Below are 18,151 nucleotides of genomic sequence, written 5' to 3'. Positions count from 1 at the left end.
TCTCTCTTGCCGTGTGAGAAATTACGCAATATCCTGTTTCTATCTGCTTTGAAAGGTATAGCTATGGAAACCGAAATAGAACTGAAGTTTTTTGTTTCTCCTGAATTTTCAGAAACTTTAAAAGAAAAAATTTCTGAGACAAAAGTACTTCAGCATAGTTGTCGTGACTTGGGTAACACCTATTTTGATACTGCCGATAAATGGCTTAGAAAGCACGACATTGGTTTAAGAATTCGCCGTTTTGATGATGTATTCGTCCAAACCGTAAAGACAGCAGGACGCGTCGTCGCAGGCTTACATCAAAGACCAGAATACAATGCTGAGCACACTAGCGATGAGCCTAATCTGTCGCTTCATCCTCTAGATATTTGGCCTCCAGGTAAAGATGCAGAAACGCTGCAATCCGAGCTTATGCCATTATTCTCGACCAACTTCACACGTGAACAATGGCTGATTGGCATGCCCGATGGCAGTCAGATTGAAGTTGCCTTTGACCAAGGCTTAGTTGTAGCCAAAGGTGAAGACGAAGAAGAGAAGCAAGAGCCAATTTGCGAAGTTGAACTGGAACTTAAGTCTGGCCAAACCGAAGCTTTATTCACACTGGCACGCAGCTTTTGCGAGCAAGGCGGTATGCGCTTGGGTAACTTGAGCAAAGCGGCGAAAGGTTATCGACTTGCAAGCGGTTATGCGGGTGATGAAGTAAAATCATTGGCACTTGTGGACAGTAGTCCGACGGATACCGTTGAATTTTGCTTGATCAACTCTTTAGAGCACGCTTTGTCTCATTGGCATTATCACGAGCAAATTTATGCTGAGCGTGACAGCGTGGAAGCACTGCGTGAAATCAGTAATGCCATTCGTTTCATTCGTCAAACATTGACTATTTTTGGCGGGATTGTCCCTCGTCGCGCGAGCGCGATTCTGCGCCAAGAGCTTAAATGGTTGGAAGAAGAACTGAGTTGGTTGGATGAGCATGCACACCTTGAAGAGCTTTTAGATGACAAAGGCAATGTGCTGCGCAAGTTGGATGCGCGTAAGTTCTTAGTATCTGAGTTGACTCAGCAGTTACAAGAGTTGCCAAGCCGTGAAGAAGTGCTAGGGTTGCTCAATTCCGCGCGTTACACAGGGTTACTGCTGGATCTAAGCCGCTGGATCTTAGCGCGCGGTTGGCAGCCATTTCTTGATGAAAAAGCACGTGAAAAAATGGCAAGTAACATCATGCCGTTTTCAGTTACTCAGCTCGATCGCACTTGGGCTGAGCTAATGGAAGCTTTCCCAGCAGAGCGCGATTTGACGGCGCAAGAGTACGTTGATCAGCGTTATCGCTTATTGCGTAACCTCTATACTGGTATTGGTTTCGCGAGTTTGTATAACTCGGATGAGCGTAACAGCTTCCGTTTACCATGGGCGGATCTAGTGCATGGTATCGATGATCTGCTAATGCTGAACCACTTACTCCCGTTGGTTGATATGCTGGAAGACGCAGAAAAAGAGCAGTTAGAACGCTGGTTGCACCGTCAAGAGCGCTCAATTTTGCATGCAATGGATCAAACCCGAGCGATCAGTGTGGAAGTTCAGCCTTATTGGCGTGAATGATCGTTCTGGTGATAAGAACAAAAAAATAGGACCGCATGGTCCTATTTTTTTGTCTCTGTTTTACGTTGTTGTAGCTCTTTTTCCATGAAATCGAGTCGTTCTAGTATTTGCGCTTGTTGGCTTAGGAGCTGCTCGAGCATACGTTCTTTATTGATTGAACTGTGCGTCTGTTGTTTCGTTGGGGCAGTAAGGATAGAGGTGATAAGACCCGAGATCATACCAAAGATACCCACCCCGCAAACAATGATGATGACAGCCAAAAACTTTCCTATGGAGGTCACTGGATAATGATCGCCGTAACCAACCGTTGAGATTGTTACAAATACCCACCACAAAGCATCGGCGCCAGTACGAATATTCGCTTCTGGGTTTTTCGCTTCGATAAACAGCATTGCACTAGAACCGAGTGTTATGAGGATAACCATCAATAGCAGTATAGAGGCGACCGTGGTTTCGCGGCGGTTTTCTTTGAGCTGATGCAAAATGAACTTTGACGAACGCAGTACTAATACCACTCGCATAATATGAAAAATACGAGCAAAGCGCAGGGGCTCTATCAATGGGATGCTCGCCACGAAATCTATCCAATGACGTTTAAGGAATAACCAGCGATCTGTGGACCGGATCAAATCAATGGTGAGCTGTAGTAGAAAAATACTACAGATTATGAAATCCAGACCGATAAGAACTTGACGGGTTTCGTGATCGATCGGGAAAAACAACAAGCCAGAGATCACAAATAGTGCCATAAAAGACAATATTAGTGACAACAGGCCCATCGGTCGTGTGCTGTCTTTGATATCATTGTTTTTCATACGAAGCTCAAAATAAATCGCGTAACCACGCAAAGCGCGAACATAACTATAAGTAATATAAAGATTATAGATAAAGACTATATAAGACTCGGTGGAGAACTGACAATGGAAAAGCTGGCATTTAAGCCATGGGAAAGGGTCATATCCGACATTCGACTGGTGCCTAAAATGGTCATGTTGATGGTCTTCAGTACTGTCCTGATCGTGGCAAAACAACTGTGGGACGCAAACACTTTTTACGACTCACTTTTAGCGGCGACACAAAACGCGCAAGTTGCCCAACAGCATTATGAAGCATACTTAACGCAAGTTGCTTGGCAAACCGCCTTATTGATAGTGGTTTTTGTCGTGCTCTTATTAGCGGCGGCTAGAGTGATGTTGCGTCAAACACAGTATCTGAGCGACGCGATCAAACTGATGGCGAGCAAGAACCTCTCTGTTCCATTTGGTATGGATTGTAAAGATGAATACGGAGACGTGGCACGTGAATTAGAAAAGACACGTCGACAATTGCACGATGTGATTCAAATGCAAATTAATGCGTCTGATGAATTATCAACGCTCACCGAAGTCATGACACTGAGCATGTCGGAAACTAAGGAATCGGCGCAAGAAGAGTTTAACGAAATTGATCAACTTGCTACGGCGATGAGTGAAATGTCGTCGACGGTCCAAACGGTTGCGGAACATGCCCAGACGGCATCTTCTCTGACAGAGCAAGCTTCCGCACAAGCAATTTCTGGTCAGCAGTTCTTGCAAAGTACAATGGCGAAAATGAGTGAACTTTCGTCGGATATCGCTTCATCGGCACAAGCGGTTAACCAAGTTGAAGAACGTGTTGAAGCCATTGGTAGCGTTGTAGGGACGATTCAAGGCATTTCTGAGCAAACCAACCTGCTTGCACTGAATGCGGCGATTGAAGCGGCGCGAGCTGGCGAGGCTGGGCGGGGTTTTGCTGTGGTTGCAGATGAAGTTCGTAACCTTGCCCAACGTACACAACAAGCGACGGTAGAAATTCAAGAGATGATCGCACAGCTGCAAACCAGTGCTGAATCTGCGGTAGAACTCATGGAAAAAAGCGTTGTGGAAGCGGCAGATGGAAACGAGCTGGTTTCTAATGCTGGATCTGAGCTTGATGGTATTGTTGGGCAAGTGACGCAAATCAATGACATGAACTTCCAGATCGCGACGGCGTCTGGTCAGCAAAGCAGTGTTGCAGAAGAGATGAGCCAAAACCTCACCAATGTACGTGAGTTGGTGGAAGCCTCAGTTGTTGTCGTTACCGAGCTGCTAGAAACCTCTGAAATGATGCAAAATAATGCAGGTGAGCTAGACAAGAAGATCAAATCTTTCCAAGTTTAATATTCGATCCCGAACTTTTGATAAAACGCCCACAAACCTTTTGTGGGCGTTTTTATTTGCTTTCAGTCTGGTATAAAGAATGAGTTACCGTGCTTTTCAAACAAGGAAGAAAAATGCAGCTGCCTTCGCCACTGATTTCTATCGCTGAATCTGCCGTACAGAACGCCCAAGACGCAGGTTATTTTCCCCTTTGGCCCGATGAGGTTGCGCAGCAATTTCGTTATGTGGCGGGCTTAAGCCAATTTATAACCGAAGCCATTCATCGCGATGAAGTCCTAGCCCGTGAGTTGCCAAGTATGTTAGCGCAGCCAAGTCGTCAGGAGTCTTACCGCTCACGCCTTGCTGAACTGTTGGAACAATGTCCTGATGAGATGTCTGGTCATCGCGTGTTGCGTCAGTTTCGCAACCGAGAAATGGTGTACATTGCGTGGAAGGATTTCACGCATGCATGGTCTCTAGAGACGTCTTTAAGCCACTTATCTGAGTTGGCAGAAGCGATGATTTTTGAAACCTATCAATGGCAATATCAAGTGTGTTGTCAGGAGTGGGGCACGCCAACAAGTGAGGACGGTGAAGTGCAGCCGATGTTAATTATCGGCATGGGGAAACTAGGTGGTGGCGAGTTAAACTTTTCTTCCGATATTGATCTAATTTTCACGTATCCAGAGAATGGCGAAACCCAAGGCGCACGCCGCAGCATTGCCAATGCCCAGTTCTTTACTCGTCTTGGTCAACGCATCATCAAAGCGCTCGACCAACAAACCTTCGATGGTTTTTGCTACCGCGTCGACATGCGACTTCGCCCATTTGGAGAAAGTGGCCCCTTGGTAATGAGCTATGCCGCACTTGAAGATTATTACCAAGAACAGGGGCGAGATTGGGAACGTTACGCGATGATCAAAGCTCGGGTGATGGGATGTGAGATGTACCCGCAGTATCAAGAGCTACGCCAAATGCTGCGCCCTTTTGTTTTTCGTCGTTATATTGATTTCAGTGCGATTCAATCTTTGCGACGAATGAAGTCGATGATCAGTAGCGAGGTTCGCCGCCGAGGTTTGAATAACAACATTAAGCTAGGTGCGGGTGGCATCCGAGAAATTGAATTTATCGCTCAAGTTTTTCAATTGATTCGAGGTGGTCGAGAGCCTTCTTTGCGTAATCGAGGGCTGTTGGAAACGCTGCAAGGCATTGAAGAGCTGGCATTGCTTACTCCACAAGAAGTCAGCGATCTAGAAGCCGCATACAAGTACTTGCGTCAATTAGAAAACTTGTTGCAAGCAATGGCGGATAAGCAAACCCAGACGCTGCCTGATTGCGAAACCGAACGCTTAAAGCTCGCCACTGCGATGAAAATGAGCTGTTGGGAGCAATTAATTGAGCAAACCCAGCAGCATATGGCAAATGTTCACCAAGTTTTTGAATCACTAATTGGTGATGATGAAGAAGACGAGGGGACTACTGTTGCTCGTCATTTTCATGAGCTATGGGATATGGCCGACAAACAAGACGTTCTTGAGCATATCTTGCAGCAGGATATTCAGATTGAAGACTTTGCTTCATGCGCGAAAACCATCATCAACTTTAAAACCGATCTGGCCAAAAAAACGTTAGGCCCACGTGGACGCGAAGTGCTCAATCGTTTGATGCCGAAAGTGTTTGATGCGGTCTTTGCCCATCCTGATGCACAGTTTGGTTTATCTCGTGTACTTCACTTGCTACACAACATCTGCACTCGCACAACTTACTTGGAATTATTGGATGAGCATCCAGCGGCTCTGGTGCAGCTCGTACGTTTGTGTACCGCAAGCCCAATGATTTCAGAGCAGCTGTCTCGTTATCCTATCTTGCTTGATGAGTTAATCGACCCTGCGCAGCTATACAATCCCATTCCATTAGACAGTTACCGTACAGAGCTGCGTGATTATTTGGCGCGTATTCCTGAAGATGATATGGAACAGCAAATGGAAGCGTTGCGTCAGTTTAAGCAAATTTGTATTTTGCGTATTGCAGCGGCAGATATTGCTGGCGCATTGCCAGTGATGAAAGTGAGTGACCATTTAACTTATTTAGCGGAAGCTATCGTGGATGCGGTGATCAGTCAGGCTTGGTTGCAAGTGTCTGAAAAGTACGGCGAGCCAACGCATGTGAAAGATCGTGAAGGTAAAGGCTTTGCTGTAATTGGTTATGGTAAAGTCGGAGGGTGGGAGCTCGGCTATAACTCCGATTTGGATATTGTCTTCATGCATGACTGCCCCGTCAATGTCTACACTGACGGCAAGAAAGAGATTGATGGTCGTCAGTTCTACCTTCGTTTAGCACAGCGTATCATTCATATTTTCTCCACTCGCACCGCTTCCGGTATTTTATACGAGGTCGATACCCGATTGCGTCCGTCCGGTGCATCGGGTTTGTTGGTTAGCCCAACAGACGCGTTCGACGACTACCAACATCAAGACGCGTGGACATGGGAACATCAAGCACTTGTCCGCGCGCGCATGATTTATGGTGATGAACCACTGGCAATTGCATTTCACAATACGCGGCATGATGTGTTGTGCAAAGCACGCGATCAAGCTGAACTGAAAAAAGACGTTGTCGAAATGAGAGAAAAAATGCGCGGTCATCTTGGGGGGAAAAAGCCAGGCCGCTTTATGCTCAAGCAAGATGTAGGTGGGATTACCGATATCGAATTTCTCGCTCAGTACCTAGTGCTCAACTATAGTCACGATAAGCCGAAATTGACGCGTTGGTGTGATAATGTGCGCATCTTTGAAACGCTCATTGCGCAAGATGTTATGGACGAAGACCAAGCAATGCAGTTGATACGTGCTTACACGACAATGCGAAACGAAATACACCGCCGAAATCTACTTAATTTAGACGCTGATGTGGTGGAAGATAAGTTTGTTGCCGAAAGGGAGTGGGTAAAACAGGCTTGGAATCAGTGGTTCAGTTAAGACCATATATTTAGCCTCGATAAGGGCTGTGATAAACTCACTTCGATTTAATTTTTGGAGACCAACAATGAAACCAATTCTACCTGATTACAACAGCGCTGGTGTGCTCATCATCGGTGATGTCATGCTAGATCGTTACTGGTATGGCCCAACCGGACGCATTTCTCCTGAAGCGCCGGTTCCTGTTGTAAAAGTAGAAAACAATGAAGAGCGTCCCGGTGGTGCTGCGAACGTTGCGATGAACATCGCATCACTAGGTGGCCATGCTCACATTGTTGGTCTAACTGGGGAAGATGAGCCTGCAAAAGTGCTGACGGAGACGCTGAGCTCACTCAATGTGAAGTGCGATTTCGTTGCACTGCCTGATTACCCAACGATTACGAAGCTTCGCGTAATGAGCCGTGGACAACAGCTTATTCGTCTCGACTTCGAAGACAAGTTTGAAAACACAGATTCTGCGCCAGTGTTATCTCGAATGGATGCCGCACTGCCAAACGTTAAAGCCGTGATTATGTCTGACTACGCAAAAGGTTCGTTAGAGCATGTTCAGGCATACATTCAAAAAGCGCGCGCAGCAAATATTCCGGTTTTCATTGACCCGAAAGGTGCTGATTTTGAACGTTACCGTGGCGCAACACTTCTTACGCCAAACATGAAAGAGTTCGAAGACGTTGTAGGTAAAGTGAAATCTGACCAAGAGCTAGTAGAGAAAGCACTGGCTTTGGTTGAAGAGTTTGAATTTGAAGCGCTTTTAGTGACACGCAGCGAAAACGGAATGACCTTGATTCGTCGTGGCCAGGAACCGTTCCACCTTCCAACTCAAGCGAAAGAAGTGTACGACGTGACAGGTGCGGGCGACACGGTTATCTCTGTATTGGCAGCGTCTGTTGCCGCAGGCAAATCATTTGAAGAAGCGTGTGCATTAGCAAACGCAGCGGCAGGTGTTGTGGTTGGTAAACTAGGCACGTCAACGCTTTCTGAGATTGAATTAGCAGAAGCGGTACATGGCAGCCAAGACACGGATTACGGTGTGATTTCAGAAAAAGCACTGATCGAAGCGGTGAAAAAAGCACGAGCTCGTGGCGAGAAAGTCGTTATGACAAATGGCTGCTTTGATATTCTGCACGCTGGGCATGTGTCTTACTTAAACCATGCTGCTGAACTGGGCGATCGCCTAATCGTTGCGGTAAATACCGATGAGTCAGTAAAACGCCTTAAAGGCCCTGGTCGTCCGGTAAACCCAACCGATCGCCGCATGGCGGTGTTGGCAGGTTTGGGCGCTGTGGATTGGGTTGTACCATTTAGTGAAGATACGCCGCAGCGTTTGATCTCAGAAGTTCTACCAAGCTTGCTAGTAAAAGGCGGTGACTACAAACCAGAAGAGATTGCTGGTGGTAAAGAAGTCATTGCGGCGGGTGGTGAAGTTCGTGTATTGAACTTTGAAGATGGCTGCTCGACCAGTGAGATCATTAATGCAATCAAAGGCGGTAAGGGCTAAGCCTGCTGTTTGTTAGCATTGAAATGCTATTTGCTCATAAAGGTCGCTAAGTGCGGCCTTTTTGATACTTGATGCTCAGAGACACTTTTAGGCTCTGAACTACAAGTAATAAAAAACGCCAGCTGATAACTCAACTGGCGTTTTTATTTATTAAGACCTGAAGTATTCAGTTAGCGGTTATTTTGCCGCTTTCAAACCTGCATCAACGTCCAAGATGTCTTGTTCGCTTAGCGTACCAACTGCTTGGCGTAGCTGAAGAACACTTAAAATGTAGTCGTAACGAGCGTTCGATAGGTTTTTGTTCGCATCGTATAGACGACGAGTCGCGTCCAGTACATCAACGATAGTACGAGTACCTACATCAAAGCCAGCTTCTGTTGCTTCTAGTGCAGAGCGTGCAGAAATAACCGCTTGCTCATACGCACGTAATGCGCCGATAGAGGCGTTAATGTTGTTGTTTTGTGCGCGAACATCTTTGACTACGCTACGGTACTGTGCTTCAAGATCTTCGCTTGCTGCCACGTATGCGTATTCAGCTTGTTTGGTTTGAGAGGTTACGTTACCACCTGTGTATAGCGGTACTGCAAGGTTCACACCAATATTGAAGTTGTCTGTCGTGTTGTCACGAGAGCTATGAGAAGTATCACCGTAGTTGTAACCACCGTCTAGAGAGAGCGTTGGTAGGTGGCCAGAGCTTGCTAGTGAAATATTGTCACGCGCAATGTCTTGAAGAATACGTGAAGATAGCAAGGTCAGGTTTTTGGTTTTTGCTTCATCAATGAGCGATTCAGCAGGTACGGTCGATGGGCTAGCAGTGAAGCGGCCAGTGTCCAAAATGTTGAGATCTTTGTGCTCTTGGCCTGTAATTTCACGCAGTGACTCGTAGCTATTAGTGAGCGCGTTTTCTGCCAACACTTCGTCCGCTAGCACTTGGTCGTACTGAGCTTGTGCGTCATGCACGTCAGTGATTGCAGACAAACCTACTTCAAAACGCTGTTTAGTTTGCTCAAGTTGACGGCCAACCGCGGCTTTTTCTGCACGTACGAAAACAAGATTATCTTGTGCGCGTAGAACTTCAAAATACGCTTGTGACACGCGAAGAATCAGTGCCTGTTGCGTCGCTGCGTAAGTTGCGTCTGCTTGGCGAGCACTTTTCTCAGCAGTATCTAGAGAGATCCAAGATGCGCGGTTGTAAAGTGCTTGTGAAAAGCTAACGCCAGCGGTTAGTGCGTTGCCATCGTTTGATACGTCGCTAATTAGATTTGAATCGTATTCAGTATCACCACGAGTTAAATTGTAACCCGCAGTAAGGTTAATTTGTGGTAATAGAGCACTACGGCTTGAGGTGATTGCTTCGAAAGCTTGGTCACGTTGTGCTGCTACACTGAGCAATTGTGGATCATTTTGTTTTGCCAAGTCGTAGATTTCAGCCAAAGAGTCTGCGAACGCAGACGTACTCATGCTACCTAGCGCTGCACTGATAAATAGTGGAAGCAATTTTTTCATTTTCTATTCCCGCGGTCCATAGATTGGTTAATTCTCAGTAGTTTAACTCAATTTGCACGATATTTACTCTAAAGTTTGCACTTTTTTACACGTAATTATCCACTTGTGCAATAAATTTTTAGCAAAGACTTAAATTAATTTGTAACTATTATACAAAAAGTTGAGCCAAGTCCTTTGAGCAAGCGAATAACAATGAGTAAACTACAGGATTCACTCAGAGAGGTGTTGAATGCAACAGCGTGACAAACAACAACAAGATTTTACTTCGCGAGATGTAAAAGTCATCTCGAAAGAAACCTTATTTGAAGGTTTTTTCAAAATGGTGAAATACCGCTTTCAGCATAGGCTATTTGCTGGTGGTTGGAGTGGAGTTGTCGAACGAGAAATGTTCGAGCGTGGTCACGCAGCAGCGATGCTTCCTTATGATCCAAAGACGGACCAGGTCGTAATCATTGAACAGATTCGTATTGGCGCGTTGGAACATGAACACCCTTGGCAGCTAGAAATTGTCGCCGGTATGATTGACCGCGATGAATCTGCTGAAGCCGTAATTCGTCGAGAGGCTGTCGAAGAAGCGGGGATTCAGGTGGGGCGCGTTGTACCTGTTACTTCCTATTATCCTTCGGCTGGTGGTTGCTCGGAAAAGCTAGACGTCTTTGTTGGTGAAGTGGATGCGTCTAAAGCGCACGGCATTCATGGTTTAGACTATGAGAATGAAGATATCCGCGTTCATGTCATGAGTCGTGAAACGGCGTATCAATGGGTGAAGGACGGAAAATTTGAAAATGGTGCGTCGATTATTGCGTTGCAATGGCTGCAATTACACCATCAAGAGTTAAAGTCAGAATGGGGACTATCCCAAACGGTGGAGAGTGAGTAATGGCACAATTGGCTGAAAAACAACAATATCATGTTGATTTAGCTGGTCTTATGAGAACGTATGAGACCAACTACGCTAAATTGAATGCCTTATTGCCTGCTTCTGCTGAAGTTGGGGATGTACGTTGCTACCAAGCGGCGAACATGGTTTACCAATTGACCGTGAATGAAATCACAAAATACACCACAGTTGTTGAGATATGTCAGAGTGATGAAACGCCAGTGTTTCCTTTACCGACGATGTCTGTCAGGCTTTATCATGATGCGAGAGTAGCCGAAGTATGCTCAAGCGGAGAGTTCTCTCGCATAAAAGCTAAGTATGATTATCCCAATGACCAACTGATGCAGAAAGATGAAAAGCATCAATTAAACACATTCCTCGGTGAATGGCTGACGTTTTGTTTACGAAGTGGTATCAGTAGAACACCACTTGCCTTCAATTGATCGTCACGTCACTAAAGGAAAATAACAAATAACGATATAGTGGACGAATCAGGTTTTCATTTTGCAATCATCTAGTGACAGCATCAAACTTTTACAAATTACGGATACTCATCTGTTTGCTGCCGATGAGGGAAGTTTGCTAAGCGTAAAAACAGTCGATAGCTTCAATGCTGTTGTTGCTGATGTTTTACGCCGCAACGTGGCGTTTGATTACATCTTGGCGACAGGCGATATTTCCCAAGACCATAGTGCAGAATCTTATCAGCGCTTTGCCAACGGCATTGAACCGCTAGAGAAAGACTGCTTTTGGCTACCTGGTAATCATGATTACAAGCCTAATATGGGCAGTGTTTTGCCTTCGCCACAAATCAAAGCCGCAGAGCATGTGTTGCTTGGCGAGCATTGGCAGTTAATTCTTTTAGACTCGCAAGTTGTTGGCGTTCCTCATGGGCGCTTGAGTGATCAGCAATTAACGCTACTCGAAGAAAAGCTAGCCGAACACCCAGAAAGACACACACTTGTTTTGTTGCATCATCACCCGTTACTGGTCGGAAGCGCGTGGCTTGATCAACATACTTTAAAAGATGCCGAAGCGTTTTGGCAGGTTGTCGAGCGTTTTGATAACGTGAAAGGCATTCTCTGTGGTCATGTTCATCAAGATATGAATGTGCTTTACAAGGGCATTCGAGTGATGGCAACACCCTCAACTTGTGTTCAGTTTAAGCCTAACTCGGATGATTTTGCCCTTGATACCACTTCGCCTGGTTGGCGGGAGCTGCAACTACACGCTTGTGGCGATATTACGACCCAAGTAGGTCGGCTTCCTGATGGCCAGTTCCAACCAGACTTCTCTTCTAACGGCTACTAACGCGCCCGAGCTCTCTGTTCGGGCTCGCTTTTTTGTGCGAGATATCTATGAGTAAACCTTCACTTCTTCTCTATATCCATGGCTTTAATAGCTCTCCACTCTCCATGAAAGCGAATGTGATGAGAGCCTACTGCGAGCAACATAGGCCTGATATTAAGGTGATTGTTCCCCAGTTACCTTGTTATCCTCAGCAAGCGGCGAAAATGTTGTTGGATATTATCGAGCAATATAAAGACGACTATAAAATTGGTCTAGTGGGCAGCTCATTAGGCGGTTTTATGTCAACGTGGCTAAATGACAAGTTTGGGTTTAAAGCGGTAGTGGTCAACCCCGCAGTCAAGCCTTATGAGTTGCTAGTAGATTATTTAGGTAAGCAAACTAACCCATATACGCATGAAACCTATACACTTGAAGCTTGTCATATTGACGAGTTAAAAGCTCTTGATGTACAAAGCATCGCGTCGCCACATTCTTTTTGGTTATTGCAACAAACAGAAGATGAGGTTTTAGACTATCGACAAGCGGTAGATAAGTTTGCAGACGCTAAGCAAACAGTAGAACAAGGCGGTGATCACAGTTTTGTAGGCTTTGAGCGTTATCCTGCACAGATTATCGAATTTCTAGAACTGTAATTCGAAAGCGATTGGAAAAGGCTCATAGTTTTTATTGATATATCCAACCGTTTCTTGACATGGGCGGTATGCTTTCCGACTATGTTTTGCCAAAAGATCTTAAGGGTCGAGGACCCTGGCTACTTTGTTATGCATCATGTTTACAAACTCTTAGTGATGTGAACAGGGTGGCTTTTTCGTTTCCTGAGTATGGGTACGCCCATTGGTGATACTCAGGCAACAAGTAAACTTTGAGAATAATTCCGTATTATGACTGAACAATATAATGCTGGTGCCATTGAAGTACTGAATGGCTTAGAGCCAGTACGTCGCCGACCAGGGATGTATACGGATACAGCGCGCCCAAACCATTTGGGCCAAGAAGTTATCGACAACAGTGTCGATGAAGCGCTAGCCGGACATGCCTCAAAAGTACAAGTCATCCTACATGCTGACCAATCACTCGAAGTGATCGATGATGGTCGAGGCATGCCTGTTGATATCCACCCAGAAGAGAAAGTATCAGGCGTAGAGCTAATTCTATGTAAGCTACATGCGGGTGGTAAGTTCTCTAACAAAAACTACCAATTCTCTGGTGGTTTGCACGGGGTAGGTATATCTGTAGTAAACGCGTTGTCAAAACGCGTTGAAGTAACAGTTCGTCGTGATGGTCAAGTGTATGAAATTGCATTTGAACACGGCGAGAAAGTGTCTGATCTGACCGTAACTGGCACATGTGGTCGTCGCAATCGCGGTACCAGCGTACATTTCTGGCCTGATGCGAAGTACTTCGATTCGGCTAACTTCTCTGTGACGCGCTTAGTCAACAACCTGCGCGCAAAAGCGGTTTTGTGTCCGGGCTTAGAAATCACATTAACCGACAAAGTTAATGACAAAGACTATAAGTGGTACTACGAAGATGGTTTGAAAGACTATCTTGCGGAAGGTGTAAAAGGCTACCCAGTTATTCCTGAAGAACCATTTACTGGTGAGTTCTTGGCGGATACCGAAGCGGCAAACTGGGCGGTAATTTGGCAGCCAGAAGGCGGTGAGATGATCACCGAAAGCTACGTTAACCTGATCCCAACCGCTCAAGGTGGTACGCACGTTAATGGTTTACGCCAAGGCTTGTTGGAAGCGATGCGCGAATTCTGTGAGTTCCGTAATCTATTACCTCGTGGTGTGAAGCTAACGGGTGATGATGTTTTCGACCGCTGTTCTTACGTGCTGTCGGTTAAGATTCAAGACCCGCAATTTGCAGGCCAGACCAAGGAACGTCTCTCTTCTCGTCAAACCGCGGCATTTGTCTCTGGCGTAGTCAAAGATGCGTTCAGTCTTTGGTTGAACGAAAAGCCTCAGCTCGCAGAGCAATTGGCAGAAGTCTGTATCGCTAACGCGCACCGTCGTATGCGAGCGGCGAAAAAAGTCGTACGTAAGAAAGTGGCGTCCGGCCCGGCACTGCCAGGCAAGTTGACCGACTGTTCAGCACAGGACTTAAGTCGCACTGAAATCTTCTTTGTGGAGGGTGACTCTGCGGGTGGCTCGGCAAAACAGGCACGTGACCGTGAATTCCAAGCTGTGATGCCACTGCGTGGTAAGATCTTGAACACGTGGGAAGTCTCTGCCGATCAAGTTCTTGCGTCTCAAGAAGTACACGATATCTCTGTTGCTTTGGGTATTGACCCAGATAGCGACAACCTCGAGAGTCTTCGTTACGGTAAGATCTGTATCCTTGCCGATGCGGACTCGGATGGTCTTCACATCGCAACGCTGCTTTGTGCTCTATTTACTCGCCACTTCCGCGCACTAGTGGAAGCGGGTCATATCTATGTGGCGATGCCGCCTCTGTATCGAATCGACTGCGGGAAAGAAGTGTTCTACGCCCTCGATGACGATGAAAAAGATGGCATTTTAGAGCGCTTGTCGAAGAAGAAAGCCAAAATCAACGTGCAACGATTCAAAGGTCTGGGTGAGATGAACCCACTTCAGTTGCGTGAAACCACCATGGATCCGAACACGCGTCGCTTAGTGCAGTTAACCATTGACGACTCTACGGCGACCATGGAAATGATGGACATGCTGCTAGGTAAAAAGCGTGCAGATGACCGTCGTTCTTGGCTACAAAACAACGGCGACTTGGCAGAGGTGTAACGGATGTCTACAGAAATTACCTACGATGGCGTCGAACAATTGCCAATGCGCAAGTTCACTGAAGACGCTTATCTGAACTACTCGATGTACGTAATCATGGACCGCGCCTTGCCATACATTGGTGATGGTTTAAAGCCGGTTCAACGACGCATCATTTATGCGATGTCAGAGCTTGGTCTCTCTGCATCAGCAAAATACAAAAAATCTGCACGTACCGTTGGTGACGTGCTAGGTAAATACCATCCGCACGGTGATTCAGCGTGTTACGAAGCGATGGTATTGATGGCTCAGCCATTCTCTTACCGCTATCCATTAGTGGATGGTCAAGGTAACTGGGGTGCGCCAGATGATCCGAAATCATTTGCGGCAATGCGTTATACCGAAGCAAAACTGTCTAAGTTTGCTGAAGTATTGCTTGGCGAACTTGGCCAGGGCACGGTTGAATGGCAACCTAACTTTGATGGCACAATGAAAGAGCCACAAATGTTGCCAGCACGTCTGCCTCACATCCTGCTTAACGGTGTAACCGGCATTGCCGTTGGTATGGCAACAGACATCCCACCGCACAACGTTCGTGAAATCGCAGATGCGACTATTCATTTGATCGACAACCCGAAAGCAGAACTGCCGGACGTGATGCAGTATGTCAAAGGTCCAGATTACCCAACAGAAGCAGAAATTATCTCGCCGCAAGCGGATATCGAGAAGATTTACCGCAACGGTCGTGGCAGCATCAAAATGCGCGCGGTTTGGCATAAAGAAGGTTCTGATATTGTTATCACTTCTTTGCCTCACCAAGTATCGGGTGCCAAACTGCTTGAGCAAATCGCTAACCAGATGCGTGCGAAGAAGCTGCCAATGGTTGACGATCTTCGTGACGAATCGGATCACGAGAACCCAACGCGTATCGTTGTGGTGCCTAAGTCAAACCGCGTCGATTGTGATTTGTTGATGAACCACTTGTTCGCATCAACGGATCTTGAGCGCAGTTACCGCGTTAACTTGAACATGATTGGTTTGGATAACCGTCCTCAAGTTAAAGGTCTGGTGCAAATTCTGTCTGAGTGGATCGAGTTCCGTCGTACGACTGTGCGTCGTCGTCTACAACATCGCCTAGACAAAGTAATGGCTCGTCTACACATCTTGGAAGGTTTGTTGGTTGCTTACCTCAACCTAGATGAAGTGATTGAGATCATCCGTACTGAAGACGATCCAAAAGCGGTGCTGATGGAACGCTTTGGTATTACCGATATCCAAGCGGATGCAATTTTAGATACCAAACTTCGTCATCTAGCAAAACTAGAAGAGATGAAGATCCGTGGTGAGCAAGACGAGCTAGAGAAAGAGCGTGAGAAGCTAGAACAGCTACTCGGTTCTGAGCGTCGTCTGAACACACTACTGAAAAAAGAAATCAAAGCAGACGCAGAGAAATACGGTGATGATCGTCGCTCTCCAATGGTTGAGCGTGCAGAAGCAAAAGCGCTGACTGAACGTGACCTCGTACCAAGTGAGCCAATCACGGTTGTGCTTTCTGAGAAAGGTTGGATTCGTCACGCGAAAGGCCATGACGTGGATGCCGAAGGCTTAAACTATAAGTCGGGTGATAAGTATTTAGCGCATGCTCGAGGTAAGAGTAATCAGCCTGCGGTATTCCTAGGTAGTGACGGTCGAAGTTACTCTCTGGAATCGCACTCACTGCCTTCTGCTCGTAGTCAAGGTGAGCCGATTACCGGTCGCTTGAATATTACGGCTGGTAGCAGTATTCGCCAAGTCATCATGAGTGAAGAAGAGCAGCTGTGGCTGGTGGGCTCAGATGCAGGTTACGGCTTTGTATGTAAAGGCGCGGACTTGCTGTCTAAAAACCGCAGTGGTAAAGCGCTCGTCACTTTACCTGCCAACTCTGAGATCATGACGCCAAAAGAGATTGAAGATTTAGACTCTGATGAAATCTTAGCAATCACTAACCAAGGTCGCATGCTGCTGTTCCCAATCAAAGACTTGCCACAACTGGCGAAAGGTAAAGGGAATAAGATCATCAACATTCCTGCTGCTAAAGCAAAAGAGCGAGAAGAAGTACTATCTCACTTAATGTCTTTACCAAAAGGTGCATCGTTAACGCTGTACGCGGGTAAGCGAAAGTTGGGTCTTAAACCGTCTGACCTTGATAACTTCCGTGGCGAACGTGGTCGCCGAGGTGGGTTATTACCGAGAGGTTTGCAGCGAGTCACTCGCATTGAAGTTGAGCTGGATGATTCCGATACGACGGAAACACCGAGCGATAGCGAGTAACGCACAAATAAAAATCCCAGCCAATGGCTGGGATTTTTTATGCTTCTTGCTTGTCTTCGGCAATGGTGACTTTCAAGGTCATCTCTTTTCCTTTGCGAATGATACCGACGTCCACGGTGGTGCCAGGACGTAAATCGGTGACGATATCCATAACGCTCTGACGCCCTTGCACTTTATTGCCATCAATACTGATAATGATGTCCTGCTTTTGGAAGCCTGCCGCATTGGCTGGACCATTTGGATCAATACCAAGTACGACAATACCACCTATGTGTTCATTTCCAAGCAGGCGAGCAGTGACCGCATTAATGTCTTGGCCGTCGATTCCAATATAACCACGAATCACGCGGCCATCAGCGATGATTTTCTGCATGATCTTACTGGCTAGCGGCGCAGGGATCGCAAAAGAAATACCGTAAGTTTCTAAGTCTGTCGCTTGCTGAAAAGAGGCGGTGTTAATGCCGACGAGCTCGCCTTGTGTGTTCACTAGGGCTCCACCAGAGTTACCTTCATTGATGGCGGCATCGGTTTGAATGAATGCTTGACGACCATCGCTAATAGATGAACGACCTGTGGCAGAAATAATGCCGAACGTTGTGGTTTGTCCAAGGTTGTATGGGTTACCGATGGCTAGTACTACATCGCCCACTTGTGGTTTGTAATTAGAGTTCAGAGGGATTACGGGCAAATTCGAACCTTCGACACGCAGCACGGCTATATCAGTACGTTTATCTGTCCCTACGAGCTGAGCCGCTGCGGCTCTGCCGTCTTGTAATGCCACAACAATTTGATCAGCTTGAGCAACCACATGATAGTTAGTAATGATGTAGCCTTTCTCACTAACAATGACACCTGACCCCAGACCTTGAGTCGAGAGTTTACTGCGATCATTCTCAACATACTTACGGCTGTAGATGTTTACCACTGCAGGCGCTGCTCTTCGGACCGCTTGATTAAACGTCAACTCGACTGATGCGATATTAACAGGTTGAGGATCAAGCGCGGCAGGAATTACGTTGTTGCGCAAAGATGGAACCGCCAGTAATACCACTGCGGCAGTAGCCAAGCCTAAAAAGACAGAACGTAATAAAAAGCTGAGCATATCCTCTCCATGCGTGAGCGCCAAAATGGCATCGAAGATGAAGAATAGCATTACATTGAAAAATAACAAAAGG

Annotated in this window: 13 protein-coding genes; 10 read left to right on the top strand and 3 right to left on the bottom strand. The window is 46.4% G+C overall.

Translation table 11 applies throughout. The features are described from left to right. The first annotated feature begins 63 nt into the window (after positions 1-63). Positions 64-1,596, top strand: coding sequence for an inorganic triphosphatase (locus tag R7Z50_RS16900; protein WP_005379894.1), 1,533 nt, complete (start codon positions 64-66; stop codon positions 1,594-1,596). 41 nt (positions 1,597-1,637) lie between these two features. Here R7Z50_RS16900 and R7Z50_RS16895 read toward each other — a convergent pair whose 3' ends face one another. After that, positions 1,638-2,411 (bottom strand): potassium channel family protein, encoded by a 774-nt coding sequence (locus R7Z50_RS16895; RefSeq protein WP_005387432.1) that lies wholly within the window; start codon positions 2,409-2,411, stop codon positions 1,638-1,640. A gap of 105 nt (positions 2,412-2,516) precedes the next feature. On the opposite strand from R7Z50_RS16895, the gene R7Z50_RS16890 reads away from it, so the two are divergent. The 3 genes from R7Z50_RS16890 (at position 2,517) to hldE (ending at position 8,228) form a co-directional block, all read left to right on the top strand. Next, positions 2,517-3,773, top strand: coding sequence for a methyl-accepting chemotaxis protein (locus tag R7Z50_RS16890; RefSeq protein ID WP_005379890.1), 1,257 nt, complete (start codon positions 2,517-2,519; stop codon positions 3,771-3,773). 113 nt (positions 3,774-3,886) lie between these two features. Continuing rightward, positions 3,887-6,730 carry a bifunctional [glutamate--ammonia ligase]-adenylyl-L-tyrosine phosphorylase/[glutamate--ammonia-ligase] adenylyltransferase gene (gene glnE, locus R7Z50_RS16885; protein ID WP_064368976.1) on the top strand — a complete coding sequence of 948 codons (2,844 nt, stop codon included), beginning with the start codon at positions 3,887-3,889 and terminating at the stop codon, positions 6,728-6,730. 67 nt (positions 6,731-6,797) lie between these two features. Then, on the top strand, positions 6,798-8,228 hold the full coding sequence (gene hldE / locus R7Z50_RS16880) for a bifunctional D-glycero-beta-D-manno-heptose-7-phosphate kinase/D-glycero-beta-D-manno-heptose 1-phosphate adenylyltransferase HldE (protein ID WP_017633601.1): 1,431 nt from the start codon (positions 6,798-6,800) through the stop codon (positions 8,226-8,228). 177 nt (positions 8,229-8,405) lie between these two features. Here the strand turns inward: hldE and tolC are convergent, their stop codons facing one another. Next, a complete protein-coding gene (tolC, locus tag R7Z50_RS16875) occupies positions 8,406-9,734 on the bottom strand; it encodes an outer membrane channel protein TolC (RefSeq protein WP_005379884.1) in 1,329 nt (442 codons plus the stop codon). A gap of 229 nt (positions 9,735-9,963) precedes the next feature. Here tolC and nudF point away from each other — a divergent pair, with 229 nt between their 5' ends. The 6 genes from nudF (at position 9,964) to parC (ending at position 16,976) form a co-directional block, all read left to right on the top strand. Continuing rightward, positions 9,964-10,614 (top strand): ADP-ribose diphosphatase, encoded by a 651-nt coding sequence (gene nudF / locus R7Z50_RS16870; RefSeq protein ID WP_017633602.1) that lies wholly within the window; start codon positions 9,964-9,966, stop codon positions 10,612-10,614. Next, positions 10,614-11,057: a DUF1249 family protein gene (locus R7Z50_RS16865; RefSeq protein WP_017633603.1), complete on the top strand. Its 444-nt coding sequence runs from the start codon at positions 10,614-10,616 to the stop codon at positions 11,055-11,057. Before nudF ends, R7Z50_RS16865 begins: the two co-directional genes overlap by 1 nt. Positions 11,058-11,118: 61 nt before the next feature. Beyond that, the gene (gene cpdA, locus R7Z50_RS16860; RefSeq protein WP_005379877.1) at positions 11,119-11,925 is read left to right on the top strand and encodes a 3',5'-cyclic-AMP phosphodiesterase; all 807 of its coding nucleotides are present in this window, start codon (positions 11,119-11,121) and stop codon (positions 11,923-11,925) included. A gap of 47 nt (positions 11,926-11,972) precedes the next feature. Then, positions 11,973-12,557, top strand: a complete 585-nt coding sequence (gene yqiA, locus R7Z50_RS16855; RefSeq protein WP_017820245.1) for an esterase YqiA — start codon at positions 11,973-11,975, stop codon at positions 12,555-12,557. 249 nt (positions 12,558-12,806) lie between these two features. Then, positions 12,807-14,687 (top strand): DNA topoisomerase IV subunit B, encoded by a 1,881-nt coding sequence (gene parE / locus R7Z50_RS16850; protein WP_005379872.1) that lies wholly within the window; start codon positions 12,807-12,809, stop codon positions 14,685-14,687. Between the two features lie 3 nt (positions 14,688-14,690). Beyond that, positions 14,691-16,976 carry a DNA topoisomerase IV subunit A gene (parC, locus tag R7Z50_RS16845; protein ID WP_005379870.1) on the top strand — a complete coding sequence of 762 codons (2,286 nt, stop codon included), beginning with the start codon at positions 14,691-14,693 and terminating at the stop codon, positions 16,974-16,976. Positions 16,977-17,013: 37 nt separating this feature from the next. Here parC and degS read toward each other — a convergent pair whose 3' ends face one another. Then, on the bottom strand, positions 17,014-18,078 hold the full coding sequence (gene degS / locus R7Z50_RS16840; RefSeq protein WP_017633606.1) for an outer membrane-stress sensor serine endopeptidase DegS: 1,065 nt from the start codon (positions 18,076-18,078) through the stop codon (positions 17,014-17,016). Positions 18,079-18,151: the final 73 nt, after the last annotated feature.

The organism is Vibrio sp. 1249-1 (assembly GCF_033340495.1).
Note: the sequence above shows the minus strand (reverse complement) of the source record. Positions and strands in the feature narration are given on the sequence as shown.